The organism is Rhodovulum tesquicola (assembly GCF_024128855.1).
In the GTDB taxonomy this organism is placed as follows: Bacteria; Pseudomonadota; Alphaproteobacteria; order Rhodobacterales; family Rhodobacteraceae; genus Rhodovulum; species Rhodovulum tesquicola.
This window is the reverse complement of the sequence record NZ_JAMYDV010000011.1, coordinates 98,365-117,142: the sequence shown is the minus strand read 5'-3', so window position 1 is coordinate 117,142 and position 18,778 is coordinate 98,365. Positions and strand designations below refer to the sequence as shown.

The following is an 18,778-nucleotide window of genomic DNA, read 5'->3' as shown; positions in this document are numbered from 1 at the left end:
CCATTCGGCGCTTGGCGGAAGGACACCGGTTGAGGCCCATCAGGGCCAAGACCTGAAGGCGGCGGCATGATCAACAGGCAAGCTTAGCAACGCCGCAAATCTGTCCAGAAAACGGGGACCACCTCAGACAAAGAGCGAGGTCAGCGTGCCGCTTCACCGTGAGTTGCCCCGTTTCGCGGTTCCGACGGACCGGGACCACTTGATCAGGGCGCTCAAGGCCATGGGTGACGGTCGCCCGTTCTTCATTCAGACCCAGCATGGACGCCCGCGGTCTCCGAAGGCAGCTTCCAGCTGGTTTTCGAAGGCCGCCACTATTGCCGGTCTGCCGGACGACCGGAACTCGCACGGACTTCGGAAGTCGAGGATGATACTGCATGCAGAGCGGGGCGCGACGACCCACCAGATCGCGGCATGGAGCGGGCACGAGTCTCTGAAAGAGGTCGAGCGTTACACGAGGCGGGTCAACCGGCGCCGCCTGCTCACGCCGCAGCCCTCTGCATTGGAGACGGGAGACTTCCTCTGAGGGCGAAGGAACGGCTGGATATTTCGATGGGCCCGTCATCTCGTGGTGGGCCCGTCTTCGTGTTCAGCCACCAAGGAATGTGGGCGTTGCATGCCTTCTTTCAATGCGGGGCTTCCGCGCGCTCTCGCAACCAGCAAGCCTGCCATGAGCCCATGCTACGACCACCGCCGGAATTTCAGCCCGGTCGTTACGAAATGGCTACACCCAAGGAAATTCTGTTCCCTCGATTCGATTGCACCGGTGATACTGCGATCCCCGCCACGGAGGCCCCATTGTCTAAGGTGCCTCGCCGATTAGACAGCGGGCCCGGTAAGGCATTGTATTGGAGGGGATTTCCGGGAGAAGTGGCGCGCTGGGGAGGATTCGAACCCCCGACCCCTTGATTCGTAGTCAAGTACTCTATCCAACTGAGCTACCAGCGCGTGCGACGTGCATGTAACGCCCGCGTCGGGGCATTGCAAGGGGCAAACCGCCCGCGCGGCCACCGCGCGTCAGGATACCTTGTGGTCCTGCGCGAAAAGTACCGCCTCGGATTTCGGCAGCCGGATCTCGAACTCGGTGCCCGTGGCATCCGAGCGGCGCAGGACCAGCGCGCCGCCATGGCCGCGGACCAGTTCGACCGAGATCGCCAGGCCAAGCCCCGTGCCGCCCTTGCGGGTGCCGCCCTGGAAAGGCTGGAAAAGATGCTCGCGCGCCTTGGGCGGCAGGCCGGGGCCGGTATCGGTGACATGAATGGTCCAGGCGGCATCGTCCTCCTCGGCGCGGATGCCGATCTCGCCGGGCTTGCCGCTGGCGAGGATCGCCTGGCGGGCGTTGCGGATCAGGTTGGTCAGAACCCGGTGCAACTGTTCGGGATCGGCGCGCAGCATCAGCCCCGCGGGCACGTCCTCGGCAAAGCTGATATCCTCGTCGCCGGCGGCCAGCCGTTCGGCATCCACCACGTCGTTGACGATGGCGGCCAGCCGCACCCGCTCCAGCCGGGGCGGAGGTTCCTGCGCGCGGCCGAAGGCGAGCGTCGTCTCGCACAGGTTGACCGCCCGGCTGATCGCGCCGACGATCTTGGGCGCGGCACGCTTGACGCCCGGATCCTCGCTGGCCTCCATCCGGTCGGCGAAAAGCTGGGCGGTGGCCAGGATGTTGCGCAGGTCGTGGCTGATCTTGGCGACGGCGGCGCCAAGCTGGGCCAGCCGTTCCTTCTGGCGCAGCGCGCCGGTCAGATCGTTCTGAAGCGATTGCAGGGCGGTCTCGGCCTCGTTCAGTTCGCGCACGCGGGAGGTGGGCGATATGATGCGGCGGGTGTCCTCGGGCGCCTCGGCATAGAGCTGCATGGCGCGGACCACGCGCTTGATCGGGGTCACCATCAGCCGCTGGACGGCGAGAAACAGCAACAGCGCGGTCACCACCGAGATCACTGCCGAGAGCCACAGGATGCGCAGCCCGTAATCGATCATCGCCGCTCGCAGCGATTCGCTGCCCATCGTGACCTCGATCAGCAGGCCCGCATCGCGCACCGGCTCGCCGATCACGCGGATCACGCGCGGGACGGGATCGGTCAACTGGCGCAGCGCGTCCACGATCAGTTCGGCCGCCCCCGGATCGCGCAGGTCATAGCTGCGATGGACCGGCTCGGGGATCGGCGAGGAGAGCACAAGCTCGCGCGCCTGATCGCGCCGGAGCGCGACGTTGTAGACGCCCGCATTGGCCAGCAACTCGGCCTCGACATCCTCGGCGATCATCTCGTCGGTGACCAGAAGCGCGAGCGAGGCGATCTGCGCCCGTTCCAGCCGCGACAGCAGGTAATCCTCGCGGAAGCGCGCGATGGAGGGCAGGAAGATCAACACTTCGGCCAGCATGACGAAGAGGACCGTCAGCATCAGGAAGCGGCCGGAGAGGGAATTGAGGACCATCACACACGCCCATGCCCCCGGGGCTCAGGGCAAGAGGCGCTGCGTGATGCGAACGGCCCGTTTGACCCAGGGATTCTCGAACAATCTGGGCGAGAAGTAAGCACCTGCCGCCCGCTTGCTAACCTCGCCCAGCGTCGGATAAGGCGCAACCATCTTCGCGATATCGGCCATCTTCAGCCCATTGGCGAGCGCCAGCGCCCAGAGGCCGATCAGATCCCCCGCCCCCTCGCCTGCGATGGAGACGCCGATGGGGCGGCCCCGGACCACCATCACCTTGATCAGCCCCTCGGTCCGGCCGGTGGCGATGGCGCGGTCATTGCCCGAAAAGGCGAAGCGGGCCACCTCCAGCCGGGGGCCATGGGTCGCGCGGGCCTCGGGCTCGGTCGGGCCGATCTGGGCAAGTTCGGGGTCGGTATAGGTGACGCGGGCGATATGCGCGGTCCCGGCCCTTGCGGGCAGGCCCAGCAGGATCGGGCGGATCACGACGCCCGCATGATAGCCCGCGACATGGGTGAACTGCATCCCCCCCGCGGCATCGCCGATGGCATAGACGCGACGGTTGGTGCTGCGCAGATCGGGGCCGACCTTGATCCCGGCGCGCGTGGTCTCGATGCCCGCCGCTTCAAGGTTCAGCCGGTCGAGCGCGGGCATGCGGCCCGTGGCGACCAGCAGGTGGGTGCCCCTGATCGGGCCTTGGGCGGTCTCGACGCTGATGGCGCCCGCCTGGCCGGTGACGCGGTCGGCCCGGGCACCCTCGATCACGGTGACGCCTTCGGCGCGCAAACGGTCCAGCACGATGGCGGCAAGTTCCGGGTCTTCGCGGTTCAGGGCGCGGTCAGCCTCGATCACGGTAACCTCGGCACCCAGCCGCCGATGTGCCTGCGCCATTTCCATGCCGATCGGCCCGCCGCCCAGGATCAGCAGATGGCCGGGCCGCTCGCGGAGGTCGAACAACGTTTCGTTGGTGAGATGGGGCACCGCGTCGAGCCCCGGGATCGGCGGGATGGCCGGGCGCGAGCCGGTGGCGATCACGAAGCGGCGGGCGCGAATGACATGCCCGCCCGCCTCGACCTCGCGCGGGTTCAGGAATCGTCCCCAGGCCTGGATGACGCGCACGCCCAGCCCCTCGAATCGCTCGACGCTGTCATGCGGGGCTATGGTGGCGATGGCGGCCTGCACATGTTCCATGGCGGCCGCGTAGTCGATCTGCGGCGCGACGCCGGGGATGCCGCAGCCGCCCTTGCGCATGGTCTGGGCCTGCTTCGCCGCCGCCAGCAGCGCCTTGGAGGGCACGCAGCCATAGTTCAGGCAATCCCCGCCCATCCGGTGCCCCTCGACCAGCACGACGCGGGCGCCCATCTGCACCGCCCCCGCGGCCAGCGACAAGCCGCCCGAGCCCGCGCCGAGGATGCACAGATCCGTCTGGATTCGGGCCATGTCAGCGTGCCTTGCGGAACAGGCGGACGATCATCGGCAGCGCGGCCAGCGCCGCAAGGCCAAGCAGCGGCCCGAGGATATGGGGCTCGAAGATCAGGCCGAGATTCGGGGTCTCGCCGCGGGCGAGAACCTCGCCCAACCCCGCGCCGACCCAGGTGTAGACAAGCGCGCCGGGCATGATCCCGAAAAAGGTGGTCAGCGCGAAGCGATCAAGCCGCACCCCCACCAGCGCGGGCAACAAGTTCGCCACGAAGAACGGCACGGCGGGCACGAGGCGGATCAGGAACAGAACCGACAGCTCGTTCTCGCGCAGCCCCTCGCGCAGGCGTTTCACCCGCCCCTCGGAGGCATCGAGTCGCGCGGCCAGCCGCTCGCCCAGCCCGGCCCGCGCCGCAAGGAAGATCAGGATGGCGCCGGTCGTCGCCGCGGCGACGTTGACCAGCACCCCCGGAAAGACGCCGAACAGGAAGCCCCCCGTGAGCGTCGCGATCAGCGCGCCCGGAAGCGAGAAGGCGACGATCAGCACATAGGCTGCAAAGAAGCCCAGCGCGGTCGCGACCAGATGCGCATCGCGAAACCCGATCAGCGCCTCGCGATGCTCGGCCAGCGCCTGGAACGACAGATGATCGCGCAGCGTGACCGCGCCCAGCGCCGCAACCAGCAGGATCGCGATCAGCGGCAGGCGGCGGGCGATCCCGGGCCGCGGGGTCTCGGTCAGATCGGTCATCCTTCGGATCCTTTGCGCTTCACCAGATGCCGTGCGAACATGCGCCATCTCCCGCCCGCCCGACAGGGGCCTCACGCGGCCTTGATCGGCGGTGACGAAAGGGACAGGCTTTGGCGTGGATTCGCAACGCGGTCGTGCCGGTCGGGGCCGATGAATCCGCCATCTGTTGCAACAATTCCGTGCCGGGATGAATTGACTTGTCCGGCCCGACCCCCTAAAGAGCGGGCTTCGAACAACACGGGGCCTTCGAATCCGCACGCGGTTTGGGCCTGAGCGAACGGAGCGAAGCGCGATGAAACGCACCTTCCAGCCCTCGAACCTGGTCCGCAAGCGGCGCCATGGCTTCCGTGCGCGCATGGCCACCAAGGCCGGCCGCAAGATCCTGAACGCCCGCCGTGCCCGCGGCCGCAAGCGGCTGAGCGCGTAAGACACGCGCCGATCAGTCCGGAGACAATGAAACCGCCGGGGGCGAACGTGGCAGGCGAAACGCCGGGGGCCACGCAAGCGCCTCCGGCGGCGTCGTCTTGTCCGCAGGTGCTGCGCAAGCGCGCCGATTTCCTGCGTGCCGCCCGCGCCCTGCGGCAGTCCATGCCCGGCTTCACCCTTCAGGCCCGCGAACGCGCCGAGGGCGAGGCAGACGGGATCCGCATCGGTTTCACCTGCTCGAAGAAGGTCGGCAACGCCGTCGCCCGCAACCGCGCCAAGCGCCGCTTGCGCGAGATCGCCCGGCTGGTGCTGCCCGCCCATGGCCGCGCGGGCTGGGACTACGTCCTGATCGGCCGGCCCGAGATCACCGCCAGTCGAGATTTCGCCGCGATGCAGGCCGACCTGAAACGCGCGCTGGCCAAGGTGCATGGGGGCGCCCGATGACCCCGCTGGCCCGCCTGCTCGCGCTGCCGATCCGGGCCTATCGGCTGATCCTCAGCCCCTGGATCGGGTTCAACTGCCGGTTTCAGCCGACCTGCTCGGCCTATGCGCTGGAGGCGCTGGAAAAGCACGGCGCGATCAGGGGCGGCGCCATGGCGGCCTGGCGCATCCTGCGCTGCAATCCCTGGGGCGGCTGCGGCTATGATCCGGTGCCCGAACCGAAGGACAAGGTGCAGGACGACTGAGGTTCAGGGCTTCAGCGCAAGGTTGCCTTGGCTGTGAGGCTCCCGCGTCGGGAATTCGTGCCGGTCCATCACGCCCTGAACGGTCAGGAACACGTCCTGAAGGAAATGGGCATCGTCGAAATACCAGCTATGCGCGACATTCGGGTGATCGCCCAGCATGTCCTTGTGACGGTCGAAGTAATCGCCGCAATAGATGTTCACGGCCTTCTCGGGCCGCCGGTCGGGCAGGCCGATCCGCCCCGCCCGCGGCGAGACCCCGATCCGCTTGATGTTCGACAGAGACAGCACGTTGTCAAAGGGGTTGAAGTAGCTCGTCAGCCGGACGCAGTGGCGATAGAGCGACGAGCTTTTCGAGTTGCCGTCCGCCAGCGACGCGGCCGACAAGTCGGCGCCGACCAGCATGACCTGGCTGACAGACCAGCTATGCGCGGCGACCGCGGGCCGGTCGTCGGCATCGTCGAACGCCTCGCGCACGACGTAACAGCCCATGGAATGGGCCAGAAGATGCACATTGATCCGGCAATCGGGCCTCTGCAGCGCCGCGAAGGAGGCAATCCCCTCGTCCACCAGGCGGAGCGCGGTCTTCTTGGCATCGGTCCGGTCTTCGAGATAGTTCAGCGCATTGTCCGCGCTGGGCCAGTCGAAGATGACCACGACGCCCCCGAAGCCATGCGCCTCGAGCCCCTTGCGGATCTTGCGGTGGCGGGCCAGCATCGTGGTCTGGCTGTTTTTGTAGCCATGCACATACATCACGATATCGCCCGACGGGTGGCCCCCGAAGGTGCCGGATTTCGCCTCTTCCTGAACCCTCGCGAACCAGTCGCGCTTGGTGATCCGGTGCGCGGGGTCGGAGGCGGCGACGGTCTGGGGCACCGCGAGGAAATGGCTGGCCCCGGGTTCCGAGCCAAAGGCGCCGCGGCGGATGTTGCGCACGCTGAAGGCGTAATCCATGACCTCTGCTCTCCCTTGGCCTGCATCGACGCGCCAAGTTTCGCCCCGAAGCCGCGAATCGCAAAGGACTTTACGCGCGGCCCTGCGCTTGCGATATGGCGGCAAGGCCCTTGGGAACCCGCGCCATGCTTGACGATGCCGAAGACGACATCCACCCGCTTTTTGCCGGTGCGCCCTCGACCACCGAGTTCAGGAAGCTGCGCAAGCGGATCGTGCGCCAGGCCCGCGAGGCGATCGACCAATACGGCATGATCGAACGCGGCGCGCGCTGGCTGGTCTGCCTCTCGGGCGGCAAGGACAGTTTTACCCTGCTGGCCGCGCTTCACGAGTTGCAGTGGCGCGGGCTGTTGCCGGTGGACCTGCTGGCCTGCAATCTCGATCAGGGCCAGCCGGGCTTTCCGGCCACCGTCCTGCCCGAGTTCCTGACCCGGATGGGGGTGCCGCACCGGATCGACCATCGCGACACCTATTCCATCGTGATGGACAAGGTGCCCGAAGGCCGGACCTATTGTGCGCTGTGTTCGCGGCTGCGGCGCGGTCATCTTTACCGGATCGCGCGCGAGGAGGGCTGTTCGGCCATCGTGCTGGGCCACCACCGCGACGACATCCTGGAAACCTTTTTCATGAACCTTTTCCATGGCTCGCGGCTGGCCACGATGCCACCGAAGCTGGTGAACGAGGAGGGCGACCTGTTCGTCTATCGCCCGCTGGCCTATGTCGCCGAGGCCGATTGCGACCGTTTCGCCCGGGCGATGAACTACCCCGTGATCCCCTGCAACCTGTGCGGCAGCCAGGACGGGTTGCAACGGATGCAGGTGAAGGCGCTGCTGGACCAGTGGGAAAGAAACCATCCGGGCCGTCGGCAGAAGATGTTCCGCGCGCTGATGAACGCGCGGCCCTCACATCTTCTTGACCCGGCGCTGTTCGATTTCGCCGGTCTGACGCGCCCCGCGCCAGGCGCCGATGGGGATGTGCCCACGCCCTGACGGCGCGCCCGGACGGAAGGTCGGAATCCGGGTATTTCTACCAAGAAGAAGCACCGGCGCGCCGTCTTTCGCCTCTCGCGGCCCGGGCTCCACGCAAGGGCGAAGCAGGCACCATGCGTCGGGAAAACAGCTTGACCTTGCCCGGTGCAATCTGTTGAACCACCCACACCTCCAAAGGACAGGGCGGCGGTCTCCCATGGACGAACAAGGCAAGAACCTTCTTCTCGCGACGGCGTTGAGCTTTCTGGTGATCCTGCTGTGGTACACCGTCGGCCCCAAGGTCGTGCCGGACTGGTTCCCCGAACCCGAACCCGTGGCCCAGGACAGCGGCGCGACCGCCCCGGGCAACCCCTCGGCGGAAAGCGCGGCACCCGGCATGGCGCTGACACCGCCCGCCGCCACCACCGGCGAGGCTCTGCCCTCATCCGCCGCCGAAGCCGCGCCCGCGCCGGGCTCGGACGTTCCGCGCCTCGAGATCGACACGCCGCGGCTGACCGGCTCGATCTCGCTTCTGGGCGGGCGGATCGACGAGCTGGCGCTGAAGGATTACAACGAGACCATCGACCCGGGCTCGGACATCGTCGGGCTGTTGTCGCCGGTGGGCAGCGCGCAGCCCTATTACGCGCTGCACGGCTGGGCGCCAGCGGGCCAACTGACCTATGAGCAGGTGCCGGGCGCCAATACCGAGTGGCAGGTCGAGAGCGGCCAGGCGCTGGGCGTGGGCCGGCCCGTGACGCTGGTCTGGGACAACGGTGCCGGGCTGGTCTTCCGCCGCACGATCAGCCTTGACGAGGATTACCTGTTCACCGTCACCCAGAGTGTCGAGAACAGCACCGCCGAGACCGTGCGCCTTGCCCCTTATGGCATCGTCGCCCGCCATGGCCGACCGGACACGATCGGTTTCTTCATCCTCCACGAGGGCGTGGTGCGCCAGACCGACAACGAGTTGTCGGAGCTGAAATACAAGAAGCTGGTCGACCTGTCCTTCATGGACCGCGAGGCCGCGCGCGCCGAGATCGTCCAGGTCGAGCAGAACGGCTGGATTGGCTTCACCGACAAGTACTGGATGACGACGCTGATCCCGCAGCCGGGCCAGCCATTCAACTCGGTCGTGAAATATGTCGACGGCGCGGATATCTACCAGGTGGAAACCCGTATGCCTCTGGTCACCCTTGCCCCGGGCGAAAGCGCGACGTCGGAATCGATGCTGTTCGCCGGTGCCAAGGAATGGGAGACGATCCGCCGCTACGAGCGCGAACTGGGCATCTATCGTTTCATTGACTCGATCGACTGGGGCTGGTTCTTCTTCTTCACAAAGCCGATCTTCTGGCTGCTGCACTGGCTGCATGTCAGCCTCTTGCAGATGAACATTCCCGGCGCGATGGGCTGGGCGATCATCGCGCTGACGGTCATCATCAAGGCGGCGGTGCTGCCGCTCGCCTACAAGTCCTATACCTCGATGGCGAAGATGAAGGAACTTCAGCCGAAGATGGAGGAGATCAAGGAGCGCGTGGGCGACGACCGCCAGAAGCTCCAGATGGAGATGATGGCGCTCTACAAGAAGGAGAAGGTGAACCCGGCGGCGGGCTGTCTGCCGCTGCTGGTGCAGATCCCGATCTTCTTCTCGCTCTACAAGGTGATCTTCGTCACGATCGAGTTGCGGCATGCGCCCTGGATCGGCTGGATCAAGGACCTCTCGGCGCCTGACCCGTCCTCGCTCTTCAACCTGTTCGGGCTGTTGCCCTGGGATGCGCCTGTGCCCGGTTCGATCATGGCCCTGGCCTTCGTCGGCATCCTGCCGATCATCTTCGGCATCTCGATGTGGTTGCAGCAGAAGCTGAACCCGACGCCGACCGATGCGACACAGGCCATGGTCTTTGCTTGGCTGCCCTGGATCTTCATGTTCATGCTGGGCGGCTTTGCCTCGGGTCTGATCATCTACTGGATCGCGAACAACCTGATCACCTTCATCCAGCAATATGCGATCATGCGCAGCCACGGCTACAAGCCGGACGTGTTCGGCAATATCCGCGCGAGCTTTCAGAAGAAGCCCGCGACAGGCAAGAAATGATCGCCCGCCTCGCGCAGATCTGGCGCCATCCCGTCAAGGGGCACGGGGCCCAGATGCTCGAGGCGGTCAGACTGGAGGCGGGCCGCGCCCTGCCCTGGGACAGGGAATGGGCGGTGGCGCATGAGGCGGCCCGGACGGACGGAACGGCCTGGGCGCCCTGTGCGAATTTCTCGCGCGGGGCGAAGGCACCGGAACTGATGGCGATCATGGCGCGGCTGGACGAGGCGGCGGAAACCGTGACGCTGAGCCACCCCGCGCGGCCCGATCTGACATTTTCCCCCGACCGCGAGGAAGCGGCCTTCCTCGACTGGGTGGCGCCGCTGATGCCCGCGGACCGCGCGGCCCCGGCGCGAATCCTGCGGGTGCCGGGGCGGGGGATGACGGATACCGATTTCCCCTCGGTCAGCATCCTGGGCCTGGCCTCGCTGCGGGCCTTGTCGGACGCGGTGGGCCAACCGCTCGATCCGCGGCGGTTTCGCGGGAATTTCTGGATCGAGGGGCTTGCCCCCTGGGAGGAGTTCGACTGGATCGGCCGGCGGCTGCGTCTGGGTGAGGCAGAGCTTGAGGTCTGCGAGCGGATCGGGCGCTGCATGGCAACCAGCGTGAACCCCGAGACCGGCAAGCGCGACGCCGACACGCTGGGCGCGCTGGAACGCCATTGGGGCCATACCGATCTGGGCGTCTATGCAAAGGTCGTCACGGGCGGCCGCGTGGCGCTGGGCGACCGGGTGGAGCAGGTCTGATGGCCCCCGATCCGAACCGGCTGCACCCGATGGCGGCGGCACCCGCCGTCACCTTCCTGCGACCGCTGGCCGAGGGGCGGGCCAATGTCGCCGTGGGCCGCTATGCCTATTACGACGACCGCCATCGGACGGGGGATTTCTTCGACCGCAACGTGCTGCATCATTTCGATTTCGTCGGCGACCGGCTGGTGATCGGCGATTTCGTCGCCATTGCCCATGGCGTGCAGATCCACATGAATGGCGGCACACATGCGATGTCGGGCTTTTCCACCTATCCTTTCAACATCTTTGGCGGCGGCTGGGAACAGGGCTTCGACCCCGCGACATGGGAGGCCGAGAACCGCGGCGACACCGTGATCGGTTCCGATGTCTGGATCGGAACCGAGGCGCGCCTGATGCCGGGCGTGACCATCGGCGCGGGGGCGATCATCGCCGCGGGGGCGGTTGTCGCCGCCGATGTGCGGCCCTATGCCGTGGTCGCGGGGAACCCGGCGCGCGAGGTGCGGCGCCGCTTCGACGACGCCACTATCGCGCGGCTTCTGGCCATCGCGTGGTGGGACTGGCCCATCGACAGGATCGACCGCAACCTGAACGCCATCCGCGGCAGCAACCTGGCCGCGCTGGAGACTGCACAATGACCGCGCTGCCCTTTCCGCTGGCCCCCGAGCCCGATGCCGAAACCGCCGAGCGCGGGCGCAAGCTGTTCGCCGGGCCGGTCGAGTTCCTGAAGGGCGTCGTCGCGATGGACGGCTTGCCGCCTGCCGACCGGGCGGAGATCTGTTTCGCGGGCCGCTCGAATGTGGGCAAGTCGAGTCTGATCAACGCGCTGACGGGCCGCAAGGCGCTGGCGCGGGCCTCGAACACGCCGGGCCGCACGCAGGAGATCAACTATTTCACGCTGGGCGAGCGGCATTACCTGGTGGACCTGCCCGGCTATGGCTATGCCGAGGCGCCGGTGGCGGTGGTCGAGAAATGGCAGCGGCTGCTGAAAGCCTATCTGGCCGGGCGCCAGACGCTGCGCCGCGCCTTCGTGCTGATCGACACGCGCCACGGGGTCAAGGCGGTGGACGAGGAAATCCTGCGCCTGCTGGACGGGGCGGCGGTGACCTTTCAGGTGGTGATGACCAAGGCCGACAAGGTCCGGGAAGCCGACCGCGCGAAGGTGCTGGACCAGGTGCGCGCCGCGCTGGCACGCCACCCGGCGGCCTTTCCCGAAATCGTGCTGACCTCGTCGGAAAAGGGCGACGGCATCGCAACGTTGCGCGCGATCATAGCGGGCATCGGCTGAGGCCACCGGCCTCAGACATGCTGCCCGGCATTCACCTCGATCTCGGCGCCGGTGACATAGCTCGACTCGTCGGAGCAGAGGAAATGGATCACGCTTGCCACCTCGTCGGGCTGGCCCAGGCGGCGCAGCGGCAGGGTTTCGACGATCTTCTCGGTGCCGGGGCTCAGGATCGAGGTATCGACCTCGCCCGGCGCGATGGCATTCACCCGAACGCCCAGCGGCCCGAAATCATGCGCCATCTCGCGGGTCAGCGCGGCCAGCGCCGCCTTGGACGTGGCATAGGCCGCCCCCGCAAAGGGATGCACCCGGCTGCCCGCGATCGAGGTCACGTTCACGACCGCACCCTTCGCCGCGACAAGTTCATCCTGCAACCCGCGTGCCAGCACGATCGAGGCGAAGAAGTTCACGTTGAACACATGGCCCCAGATGCGCAGGTCGGTTTCAAGCGTGTTCATCCGCCCGCCGCCCTCGGCCTTGGGCGATATGCCGGCATTGTTGACCAGGGCGTGCAGCTTGCCCTCGGGCAGCTTGCCGCGGACCACCTCGATCGCGCGTCTGGTGGCCGCGGCATCGGCCAGGTCGATCTGGACATGGTTCTCGGCCCCGCCGGGCCAGGGGCAGCGCGGATCGAACGGGTGGCGCGAACAGGTCAGAACCCGCCATCCCTCGGCCGAGAAGCGTTTCACGGTGGCATGCCCGATGCCCCGGCTGGCGCCGGTCAGAAGCAGGATTCTCTGGCTCATCGCGCGTCCCTTCCTTGAGGGGCCACCCTACGCAGGCGCGACGAAAAGACAATCGCCCTTGGCGTGCGGGCCCGGGCGGGATAACAGATGCGCCCAGAGGCCGGACCCGAGAGATGAGAAAACAGACCGCCATGAATCGCGACTGGATCGCCACCGCCCGGACGCTGTCCGAGGCGCTCCCCTATCTGCAGCGCTACACGGGCGCCATCGTCGTGATCAAGTTCGGCGGCCATGCCATGGGCGACGATGCCGAGATGGAAAGTTTCGCGCGCGACGTTGTGCTGATGCGCCAGGTCGGCGTGAACCCGGTGGTCGTGCATGGCGGCGGGCCGATGATCAACGAGATGCTGGCGAAACTGGGCGTGCAGTCCGAGTTCGTGCGCGGCAAGCGGGTGACCGATGCCGCCACCGTCGAGGTGGTGGAAATGGTGCTGTCGGGCCGCGTGAACAAGCGGATCGTGCAGGCGATCAACGATCAGGGCGGCCGCGCGGTGGGCCTGTCGGGCAAGGATGGCGGGCTGATGCTCTGCGAGCAAACCGACGCCGCGCTGGGGTTCGTCGGCACCCCGTCCGAGGTGAACCCCCGCGTGCTGCACAGCCTGTTCGAGGCGGGCATGATCCCGGTCGTGGCGCCGATCGGTGCGGGCCGTGCGGGCGAGACCTTCAACGTCAATGGCGACACCGCGGCGGGGGCCATCGCCGCCGCGCTCAAGGCCGACCGGCTGCTCTTGCTGACCGATGTGGCGGGGGTCAAGGATGCGGGCGGCGAGGTGGTGACGGAACTGACGCCCGACCATATCCGCGCGCTGACCGAAGAAGGCGTGATCGCGGGCGGCATGATTCCCAAGACCGAAACCGCGCTGGCCGCCATCGAGGGCGGCGTGCGGGCGGTGGTCATCCTGGACGGACGAGCCCCCAATGCCTGCCTTCTGGAACTTTTCACCGATCATGGTGCGGGATCGCTGATCCGCGCGCCGCGTCAAACGGGCTAGGCGGCCCGGGAAAGCTGTGACAGGATGCCCCCAACCGACGAGCAGCAAGACGGCCCGCCGATGACCCTGCGCCTGATCCTGGTCCGCCATGCGAAATCCAGCTGGGACGATCCGGGGCAGGACGACCATGACCGTCCGCTGAACGCCCGTGGCCGTGACGCAGCACCCCTTATCGCCGACTGGCTGGCCGAACGCGGGCATGTCCCGGCCGAGGTGGTCGCCTCGACCGCGCGGCGCACCGTCGAGACCTGGGAGCGGATGGCGCCTGCGCTGGGCGAATGTACCGTGATGCGGCGCGATCCCGCGCTGTATCACGCGCCTGCCCAACGGATGCTGGAGGTTCTGAGGCATTGCGCGGCCTCGCCGGTGCTGATGCTGGGGCACAATCCCGGCATCGGGGAGTTTGCCGGGCGGTTGTTGCGGAAGGCGCCGGAAAGCCAGCGTTTTCAGACCTATCCGACCTGCGCGACGCTGGTGGCCGAGTTCGATGCCGGGGATTGGAGCGATGTCGCCTTCGGCACCGGCCGGGTGGTGGACTTCGTGACGCCGCGCGACATCGCGTCCTGACCCGGCCGGGTGGTGCGCCTCAGTCGGCGCCGCCGGGGTTGCCGGTGAAGGTGATCGTCACATCCTCGTCCCGCGCGATGAACTGGCAGGCCAGCCGGTAGCGGGGCGGCATGTCGCGCACCTCGGCGTCCTCGATCTCTTGCGCGGTCAGCTTGCCGAGTTGGGTGAGCGTCAGTTTTTCCTTGTCCGTCAACATGATCGCCTTTTTCCGTTCGGGCGCGTCATAGCTGACCTCGATCAGGCAGGAGCCGCAATTGCCGTCGCGGCATTCGAAGGGGATCGGGATCCGGTTTTCCTCGGCGAGGGCGAGGATGGTCTTGGTGTCGCCAGCGATGGCGTAGACCGCCTTGTCCTTGTGCATCAGGGGCGAAGAGAAGGTCACGATGGCCATGTCACGTTTTCCTGTCCTTGGCGCCCCGGAAGGGGCGGGAATCTCGGGGTTAATCGCTTGCGCGTCCCCGCCGGAGAGCTAGCAGCAAGCGTGCCAAGGCGGCGGATCCCCGAAATCGGAAAACCGTCGGATTTTCATCGGACTTTCATCGGACTTTCTGTCGGGTTCTGGTCGCAAAGCCGACATCCCCGACGCGGGCTGTCGGTGGGGGGATCGGGGGAAGGGGGGGACGCCCCCCAGCGGCCGGGCCTAGCGGAAGGGCAGGGCGTAAAGAAGCCCGCCATTGGTCCATTGCGCGTTCAGCCCGCGCGCCAGACCGACCGGGGTCTTCTGTCCGATATATTTCTCGAACAGCTCGCCGTAATTGCCGCCGGCCTTGATCGCCCTGACGGCCCAGTCCGCTTGCAGGCCAAGCATCGCGCCCAGATCGCCCTCGGTGCCGAGCAGGCGGTTGATCTCGGGGGTCGAGGTCGGGTTGGCGGCCAGCTCGTCGATATTGGCCGAGGTCACGCCGTATTCCTCGGCGGCGATCAGCGCGTTCAGCGTCCAGCGCACGATATCGGCCCAGTCATCGTCGCCATGGCGCACGACGGGCCCCAGCGGTTCCTTGGAGACAAGCTCGGGCAGGATCACATGCGCGGCCGGATCCTCGAAGGTGGCGCGGGTGGCGGCCAGCGCGGAGGCGTCGTTGGTGTAGGCCTCGCATTCGCCCGCGAGGTATTTCTGAACCGCGGTCTCGTCGCTGTCCACCGGCACCGGCTGGAAGCCGGTATTGTTCGCGGCGAACAGCCGCGCCATATTCGCCTGGCTGCCCGCGCCGCCGGGAATGCAGACCGTCGCCTCGTCGAGTTCGCGGGCCGAGGCGATCCCGAGGGATTTCGGCACCATGACCCCCTGGCCGTCGTAATAGCTGACGCCGACGAAGGTGACGTCCTGGCCGACATCGCGCCCGAAGGTCCAGGCGATGTTGCGCGACAGGATGTCGATCTTGCCGTCCGTCAGCAGGTCCATGCCTTCCGCATCGGTGCCGGCGACATGGAACTCCACCGCCGCGGCATCGGACAGCACGGCCGCGGCCACGGCGCGGCAGATCGCCACGTCGAACCCCTGCCAGTTGTCACTTGAATCGGGGGCCGAGAAGCCTACGAGCCGGGAGTTGATGCCGCAGCTGACCTTGCCCCGCTCCCTGACCGCCTCCAGCGTTTCGGCGGGAACGGATCCCGCCCCGAGGCTGGCGGCGGCGAACACGCCGAGCAGGAGGGATCGTATCATTTGCACCTCTTCCCGAGTTTTTCCGCCCCTCGGACGGCCAGTTCTGCCCGCCTTGCCCGGGCAATGGCCCGCCCGGATAACGCACCCCCATCGGCGGTGCAAGATTGGGCAAATTAACCGGGCGAGGTCAAGGCCGCACAGGCCCGCATCTTCCCCCGCCTGTCTTTCCCCCGGCCGGTCCTGCGCATGTGCGCAGACCCGGCACCTGCCGCCAGCCCGGCAGGATCACGGCATCGGGCGCGCGAGATCGAGGAAGCGGCGGGCCTGAAGGAAGTCGCGCCGCCGGGCGGCCGCGACCTCGGCGGCCTCGTCGTCGATGCCCCATTGATCCTGTTGCCAGGTCTCGTCGATGCGCGAGAGATCCCAGAGCCGTTCGATCGGCGCCACCGCCCGGTCGAGCGCGGCCAGCCCGATCACCAGAGAGCCCGACAGCGCCACCAGGTCATGCAGCGCGGTCAGCGCAAAGGCATCCTGTGCCGCCACCCGGGCCGCCAGACGGGCAAGGCTGTCGGCGGGCTGGGCACAGGGCAGGAGGCCCGCGGTCGGGATCAGCGGGGCGCGGAGGCTGTCGCGCGCCCAGTCGAGCAGCGGGTCCCAGGACGCCGCCTGGCGGGCGACCAGTTCGGCGGGGCTGTCGGCGCGGTGGCAGATCAGGTCGCTTTCGCCATAGGCCGCGATCAGGCAAGCGACCTCGGCCTGCTGGGGGCGGACCCGGTCGATGGCGGCATTGGCGGCGCGGGTGACGGGCATGGTCAGCGGGCGCAGTTCGCGCTCCTGCGCGTCCCATTCGGCGGCGGCGGCCTCGGCCATGGCGCGGGTGGGCAGCAGGAAGGCGGCCTTGGCCGGGGTGCGGACCGGGCGGCCGTCGAGCAGCACGGCAAAGCCCGCCTCGGTCTCGTCCACGCTGGCCTCTGCCCAGAAGCGTTTCGGTGCCCAGGCGGTCATGCCCGCCCCCAGAGCCGGTCGAGCGCGCCCGGCAGCGCGGCGAAATCCTCGATCAGCGCATCCGCGGCGGCCAGCCGGTCCGCCGGGTGATAGCCCCAGCGAACGCCCAGCGTGCGCACGCAAGCCGCGCGCCCCATCGCGATGTCGAATTCGGTATCGCCGATCATCACCGCGTTTTCCGGCGCCACCCCGGTTTCGTCAAGCGCGGCCAGCACCATGGCGGGATGCGGCTTGGACGGGTGCAGGTCGGCATGCTGGCGGGTCACGAAATGGCGGGCCAGCCCATGCGCGGCGAGGATCGCGTCGAGCCCGCGGCCCGACTTGCCGGTGGCGATGCCCAGAAGCGTGTTGTCCTGCGCGGCCAGCGCCTCGATCGCGGCGCGTGCGCCGGGATAAAGCGGCGAGGCGGTCTCGGTGCGCCGGGTGAAATACTGGCCGCGATACCGCTCCACCATCCGCGCGCGGCCCTCCTCGGGCAGGTCGGGGGCAAGACGGGCCAGCGCCACGGGCAGCGAGAGCCCGACCACCGACAGCATCGCGGGCAGCGGCGGCGGAGCCAGCCCCTCGGCGGCGAAGGCGGCGGTCATGGCGGCGGCGATATGCGCCTGGCTGTCGACCAGCGTGCCGTCCACGTCGAAGATCACCAGCCGCAGCCCGCTCACGCGAGATCCTCGAACGGGTCGGCGGGCACGTCGCTTTCGGCCCAGCCCAGCATGTCCCAGGTGCGCTTCATGTGCTCGGGCAGGGGCGCGGTGATGGTCAGCACCTTGCCGGTGACCGGATGGGTCAGGCGCAGGTGGCGGGCATGCAGGTGCAGCTTGCGGCTGACCTCGCCGCCCAGCTGCGCGCCCCAGCCCTCGCCCTCGTTGACCTGGCCGGAGCCGCCATATTTGCCGTCGCCGATCACGGGATGGCCGATCTCGGCCATATGCGCGCGCAATTGATGGGTCCGCCCCGTGACCGGCACCAGCGCGCACCAGCTGACGCGCTTGGCCAGCGAGGACAGCACCGCGTAATCGGTCACCGCGCGCTTGGCGTCGGGGGTCTTGTCCACCTTGTCGGGATGGATGCAGCGCATCTTCTCGCCCTCGCCGCCCGCGCCGTGGCCCGGCGCCTTGACCAGCCCGAAGCGGATCGTGCCCATCGCGGGGCTGGGCACGCCCGCGACGGCGGCCCAGTAGATCTTGCGCGTCTCGCGGGCGCGGAAGGCCGCCGTCAGCGCATGCGCCACCGCGCGGGTGCGCGCCAGCAGCAGCACGCCCGAGGTGTCGCGGTCCAGCCGGTGCACCAGCCGGGGCTTGTCCTCCAGCCCGAAGCGCAAGGCCTCGGCCAGCCCGTCGACATGGCGGGTCTGGCCGCTACCGCCCTGGGTCGCCAGCCCCGGCGGCTTGTTCAGCGCGATGATGTGGTCGTCGCGATAAAGCACGCAGGCCCGGATCATCGCCGCATCGGCCTCGCCGACCGCGGCGCGCGGCGGCGCCTCGCCCGGCGCGGGCAGCGGCGGAATGCGCACCTGCTGGCCCTCTTCCAGCCTCGTGGCGGGTTTCACCCGGCCGCCATCCACCCGGATCTCGCCCTTGCGGCACATCTTCTCGATGCGGGTCTGGGGAACATGCGGAAAATGCCGGCGAAACCAGCGGTCCAGCCGCTGCTCGCCCTCGCCCGGCGCCACCGTCAGGGTCTGCACGCCCGTCATGCCATCAGCCCCCGCGCCACCCACAGCCCCGCCGCAATCGCCAGCAGCGACAGCGCGACCGAGGCGAAGACATAGCCCGCCGCCATATGGACCTGCCCGCGCTCGTAAAGCGTCAGCGCATCCAGCGAGAAGGCCGAGAAGGTGGTGAACCCGCCGAGGATCCCGGTCATCAGGAAGGGCGCATAGGCATTGCCGAACTTCCGCGCCAGCACCACCACCAGCACGCCCATCAGGAACGAGCCCAGCACATTCACCGTCAGCGTGCCCCAGGGATAGCCCGGCCCCATCAGCCGGATCGTCGCCAGCCCGGTGAGGTAGCGCCCCAGCGCCCCGATCGCGCCGCCCAACGCCACCTGAAGGATCGTTCCGATGCTTGTCATGGGCCTCCCTTCTGCGCCTTGGCGCGCGTTGTCAACCGCCCCCGGCC

The 18,778-nt window shown here is 67.9% G+C and carries 22 protein-coding genes and 1 tRNA gene; 11 read left to right on the top strand and 12 right to left on the bottom strand.

Features of this window, described 5'->3' with window-relative positions:
* Positions 1–145 precede the first annotated feature (145 nt).
* Positions 146–523, top strand: coding sequence for a tyrosine-type recombinase/integrase (locus NHN26_RS11430; RefSeq protein WP_253089600.1), 378 nt, complete (start codon positions 146–148; stop codon positions 521–523).
* Between the two features lie 345 nt (positions 524–868).
* Here NHN26_RS11430 and NHN26_RS11425 read toward each other — a convergent pair.
* From NHN26_RS11425 to NHN26_RS11410, 4 genes are all read right to left on the bottom strand, one after another.
* Positions 869–945, bottom strand: a tRNA-Arg gene (locus NHN26_RS11425).
* 69 nt (positions 946–1,014) lie between these two features.
* Complete coding sequence (locus NHN26_RS11420) at positions 1,015–2,430, bottom strand: sensor histidine kinase (protein ID WP_253089599.1); 1,416 nt, start codon at positions 2,428–2,430, stop codon at positions 1,015–1,017.
* A 24-nt stretch (positions 2,431–2,454) separates the two neighbouring features.
* The gene (locus NHN26_RS11415; protein ID WP_253089598.1) at positions 2,455–3,867 is read right to left on the bottom strand and encodes a dihydrolipoyl dehydrogenase family protein; all 1,413 of its coding nucleotides are present in this window, start codon (positions 3,865–3,867) and stop codon (positions 2,455–2,457) included.
* A gap of 1 nt (position 3,868) precedes the next feature.
* Positions 3,869–4,594 (bottom strand): TVP38/TMEM64 family protein, encoded by a 726-nt coding sequence (locus NHN26_RS11410; RefSeq protein ID WP_253089597.1) that lies wholly within the window; start codon positions 4,592–4,594, stop codon positions 3,869–3,871.
* A 292-nt stretch (positions 4,595–4,886) separates the two neighbouring features.
* On the opposite strand from NHN26_RS11410, the gene rpmH reads away from it, so the two are divergent.
* From rpmH to yidD, 3 genes are read left to right on the top strand one after another with little or no spacing between them, the layout of a single operon-like run.
* A complete protein-coding gene (gene rpmH / locus NHN26_RS11405) occupies positions 4,887–5,021 on the top strand; it encodes a 50S ribosomal protein L34 (RefSeq protein WP_132462430.1) in 135 nt (44 codons plus the stop codon).
* Between the two features lie 26 nt (positions 5,022–5,047).
* A complete protein-coding gene (rnpA, locus tag NHN26_RS11400; RefSeq protein WP_253089596.1) occupies positions 5,048–5,464 on the top strand; it encodes a ribonuclease P protein component in 417 nt (138 codons plus the stop codon).
* Positions 5,461–5,706, top strand: coding sequence for a membrane protein insertion efficiency factor YidD (gene yidD / locus NHN26_RS11395; RefSeq protein ID WP_253089595.1), 246 nt, complete (start codon positions 5,461–5,463; stop codon positions 5,704–5,706). The genes rnpA and yidD overlap by 4 nt, the downstream gene beginning before the upstream one ends.
* A gap of 3 nt (positions 5,707–5,709) precedes the next feature.
* Here yidD and NHN26_RS11390 read toward each other — a convergent pair whose 3' ends face one another.
* Positions 5,710–6,657 (bottom strand): alpha/beta hydrolase, encoded by a 948-nt coding sequence (locus NHN26_RS11390; protein ID WP_253089594.1) that lies wholly within the window; start codon positions 6,655–6,657, stop codon positions 5,710–5,712.
* A 125-nt stretch (positions 6,658–6,782) separates the two neighbouring features.
* On the opposite strand from NHN26_RS11390, the gene ttcA reads away from it, so the two are divergent.
* The 5 genes from ttcA to yihA all read left to right on the top strand — a co-directional run bounded on the left by ttcA (position 6,783) and on the right by yihA (position 11,745).
* Complete coding sequence (gene ttcA, locus NHN26_RS11385; protein WP_253089593.1) at positions 6,783–7,643, top strand: tRNA 2-thiocytidine(32) synthetase TtcA; 861 nt, start codon at positions 6,783–6,785, stop codon at positions 7,641–7,643.
* Positions 7,644–7,839: 196 nt separating this feature from the next.
* A complete protein-coding gene (gene yidC / locus NHN26_RS11380) occupies positions 7,840–9,714 on the top strand; it encodes a membrane protein insertase YidC (protein ID WP_253089592.1) in 1,875 nt (624 codons plus the stop codon).
* The gene (locus tag NHN26_RS11375; protein WP_253089591.1) at positions 9,711–10,457 is read left to right on the top strand and encodes an MOSC domain-containing protein; all 747 of its coding nucleotides are present in this window, start codon (positions 9,711–9,713) and stop codon (positions 10,455–10,457) included. Before yidC ends, NHN26_RS11375 begins: the two co-directional genes overlap by 4 nt.
* Complete coding sequence (locus NHN26_RS11370) at positions 10,457–11,095, top strand: CatB-related O-acetyltransferase (protein ID WP_253089590.1); 639 nt, start codon at positions 10,457–10,459, stop codon at positions 11,093–11,095. The genes NHN26_RS11375 and NHN26_RS11370 overlap by 1 nt, the downstream gene beginning before the upstream one ends.
* Positions 11,092–11,745 carry a ribosome biogenesis GTP-binding protein YihA/YsxC gene (gene yihA / locus NHN26_RS11365; protein WP_253089589.1) on the top strand — a complete coding sequence of 218 codons (654 nt, stop codon included), beginning with the start codon at positions 11,092–11,094 and terminating at the stop codon, positions 11,743–11,745. Before NHN26_RS11370 ends, yihA begins: the two co-directional genes overlap by 4 nt.
* A gap of 11 nt (positions 11,746–11,756) precedes the next feature.
* Here yihA and NHN26_RS11360 read toward each other — a convergent pair whose 3' ends face one another.
* A complete protein-coding gene (locus NHN26_RS11360; protein WP_253089588.1) occupies positions 11,757–12,488 on the bottom strand; it encodes an SDR family NAD(P)-dependent oxidoreductase in 732 nt (243 codons plus the stop codon).
* Between the two features lie 113 nt (positions 12,489–12,601).
* Between NHN26_RS11360 and argB the strand changes: the two genes are divergently transcribed.
* Both argB and NHN26_RS11350 read left to right on the top strand, forming a co-directional pair.
* Positions 12,602–13,480 carry an acetylglutamate kinase gene (gene argB / locus NHN26_RS11355; protein WP_253089587.1) on the top strand — a complete coding sequence of 293 codons (879 nt, stop codon included), beginning with the start codon at positions 12,602–12,604 and terminating at the stop codon, positions 13,478–13,480.
* 60 nt (positions 13,481–13,540) lie between these two features.
* A complete protein-coding gene (locus tag NHN26_RS11350) occupies positions 13,541–14,047 on the top strand; it encodes a SixA phosphatase family protein (protein WP_253089586.1) in 507 nt (168 codons plus the stop codon).
* Positions 14,048–14,066: 19 nt separating this feature from the next.
* Here NHN26_RS11350 and NHN26_RS11345 read toward each other — a convergent pair whose 3' ends face one another.
* The 6 genes from NHN26_RS11345 to crcB form a co-directional block, all read right to left on the bottom strand.
* On the bottom strand, positions 14,067–14,438 hold the full coding sequence (locus NHN26_RS11345) for a 2Fe-2S iron-sulfur cluster-binding protein (protein WP_253089585.1): 372 nt from the start codon (positions 14,436–14,438) through the stop codon (positions 14,067–14,069).
* Positions 14,439–14,687: 249 nt separating this feature from the next.
* On the bottom strand, positions 14,688–15,710 hold the full coding sequence (locus NHN26_RS11340; protein ID WP_253089584.1) for an amino acid ABC transporter substrate-binding protein: 1,023 nt from the start codon (positions 15,708–15,710) through the stop codon (positions 14,688–14,690).
* A 225-nt stretch (positions 15,711–15,935) separates the two neighbouring features.
* Positions 15,936–16,655 carry an ATP12 family chaperone protein gene (locus NHN26_RS11335; protein WP_253089583.1) on the bottom strand — a complete coding sequence of 240 codons (720 nt, stop codon included), beginning with the start codon at positions 16,653–16,655 and terminating at the stop codon, positions 15,936–15,938.
* Positions 16,652–17,317 (bottom strand): HAD-IA family hydrolase, encoded by a 666-nt coding sequence (locus tag NHN26_RS11330; RefSeq protein WP_253089582.1) that lies wholly within the window; start codon positions 17,315–17,317, stop codon positions 16,652–16,654. Before NHN26_RS11330 ends, NHN26_RS11335 begins: the two co-directional genes overlap by 4 nt.
* On the bottom strand, positions 17,314–18,351 hold the full coding sequence (locus NHN26_RS11325) for an RluA family pseudouridine synthase (protein ID WP_253089581.1): 1,038 nt from the start codon (positions 18,349–18,351) through the stop codon (positions 17,314–17,316). The genes NHN26_RS11330 and NHN26_RS11325 overlap by 4 nt, the downstream gene beginning before the upstream one ends.
* Positions 18,348–18,731 carry a fluoride efflux transporter CrcB gene (gene crcB / locus NHN26_RS11320; RefSeq protein WP_253089580.1) on the bottom strand — a complete coding sequence of 128 codons (384 nt, stop codon included), beginning with the start codon at positions 18,729–18,731 and terminating at the stop codon, positions 18,348–18,350. The genes NHN26_RS11325 and crcB overlap by 4 nt, the downstream gene beginning before the upstream one ends.
* Positions 18,732–18,778: the final 47 nt, after the last annotated feature.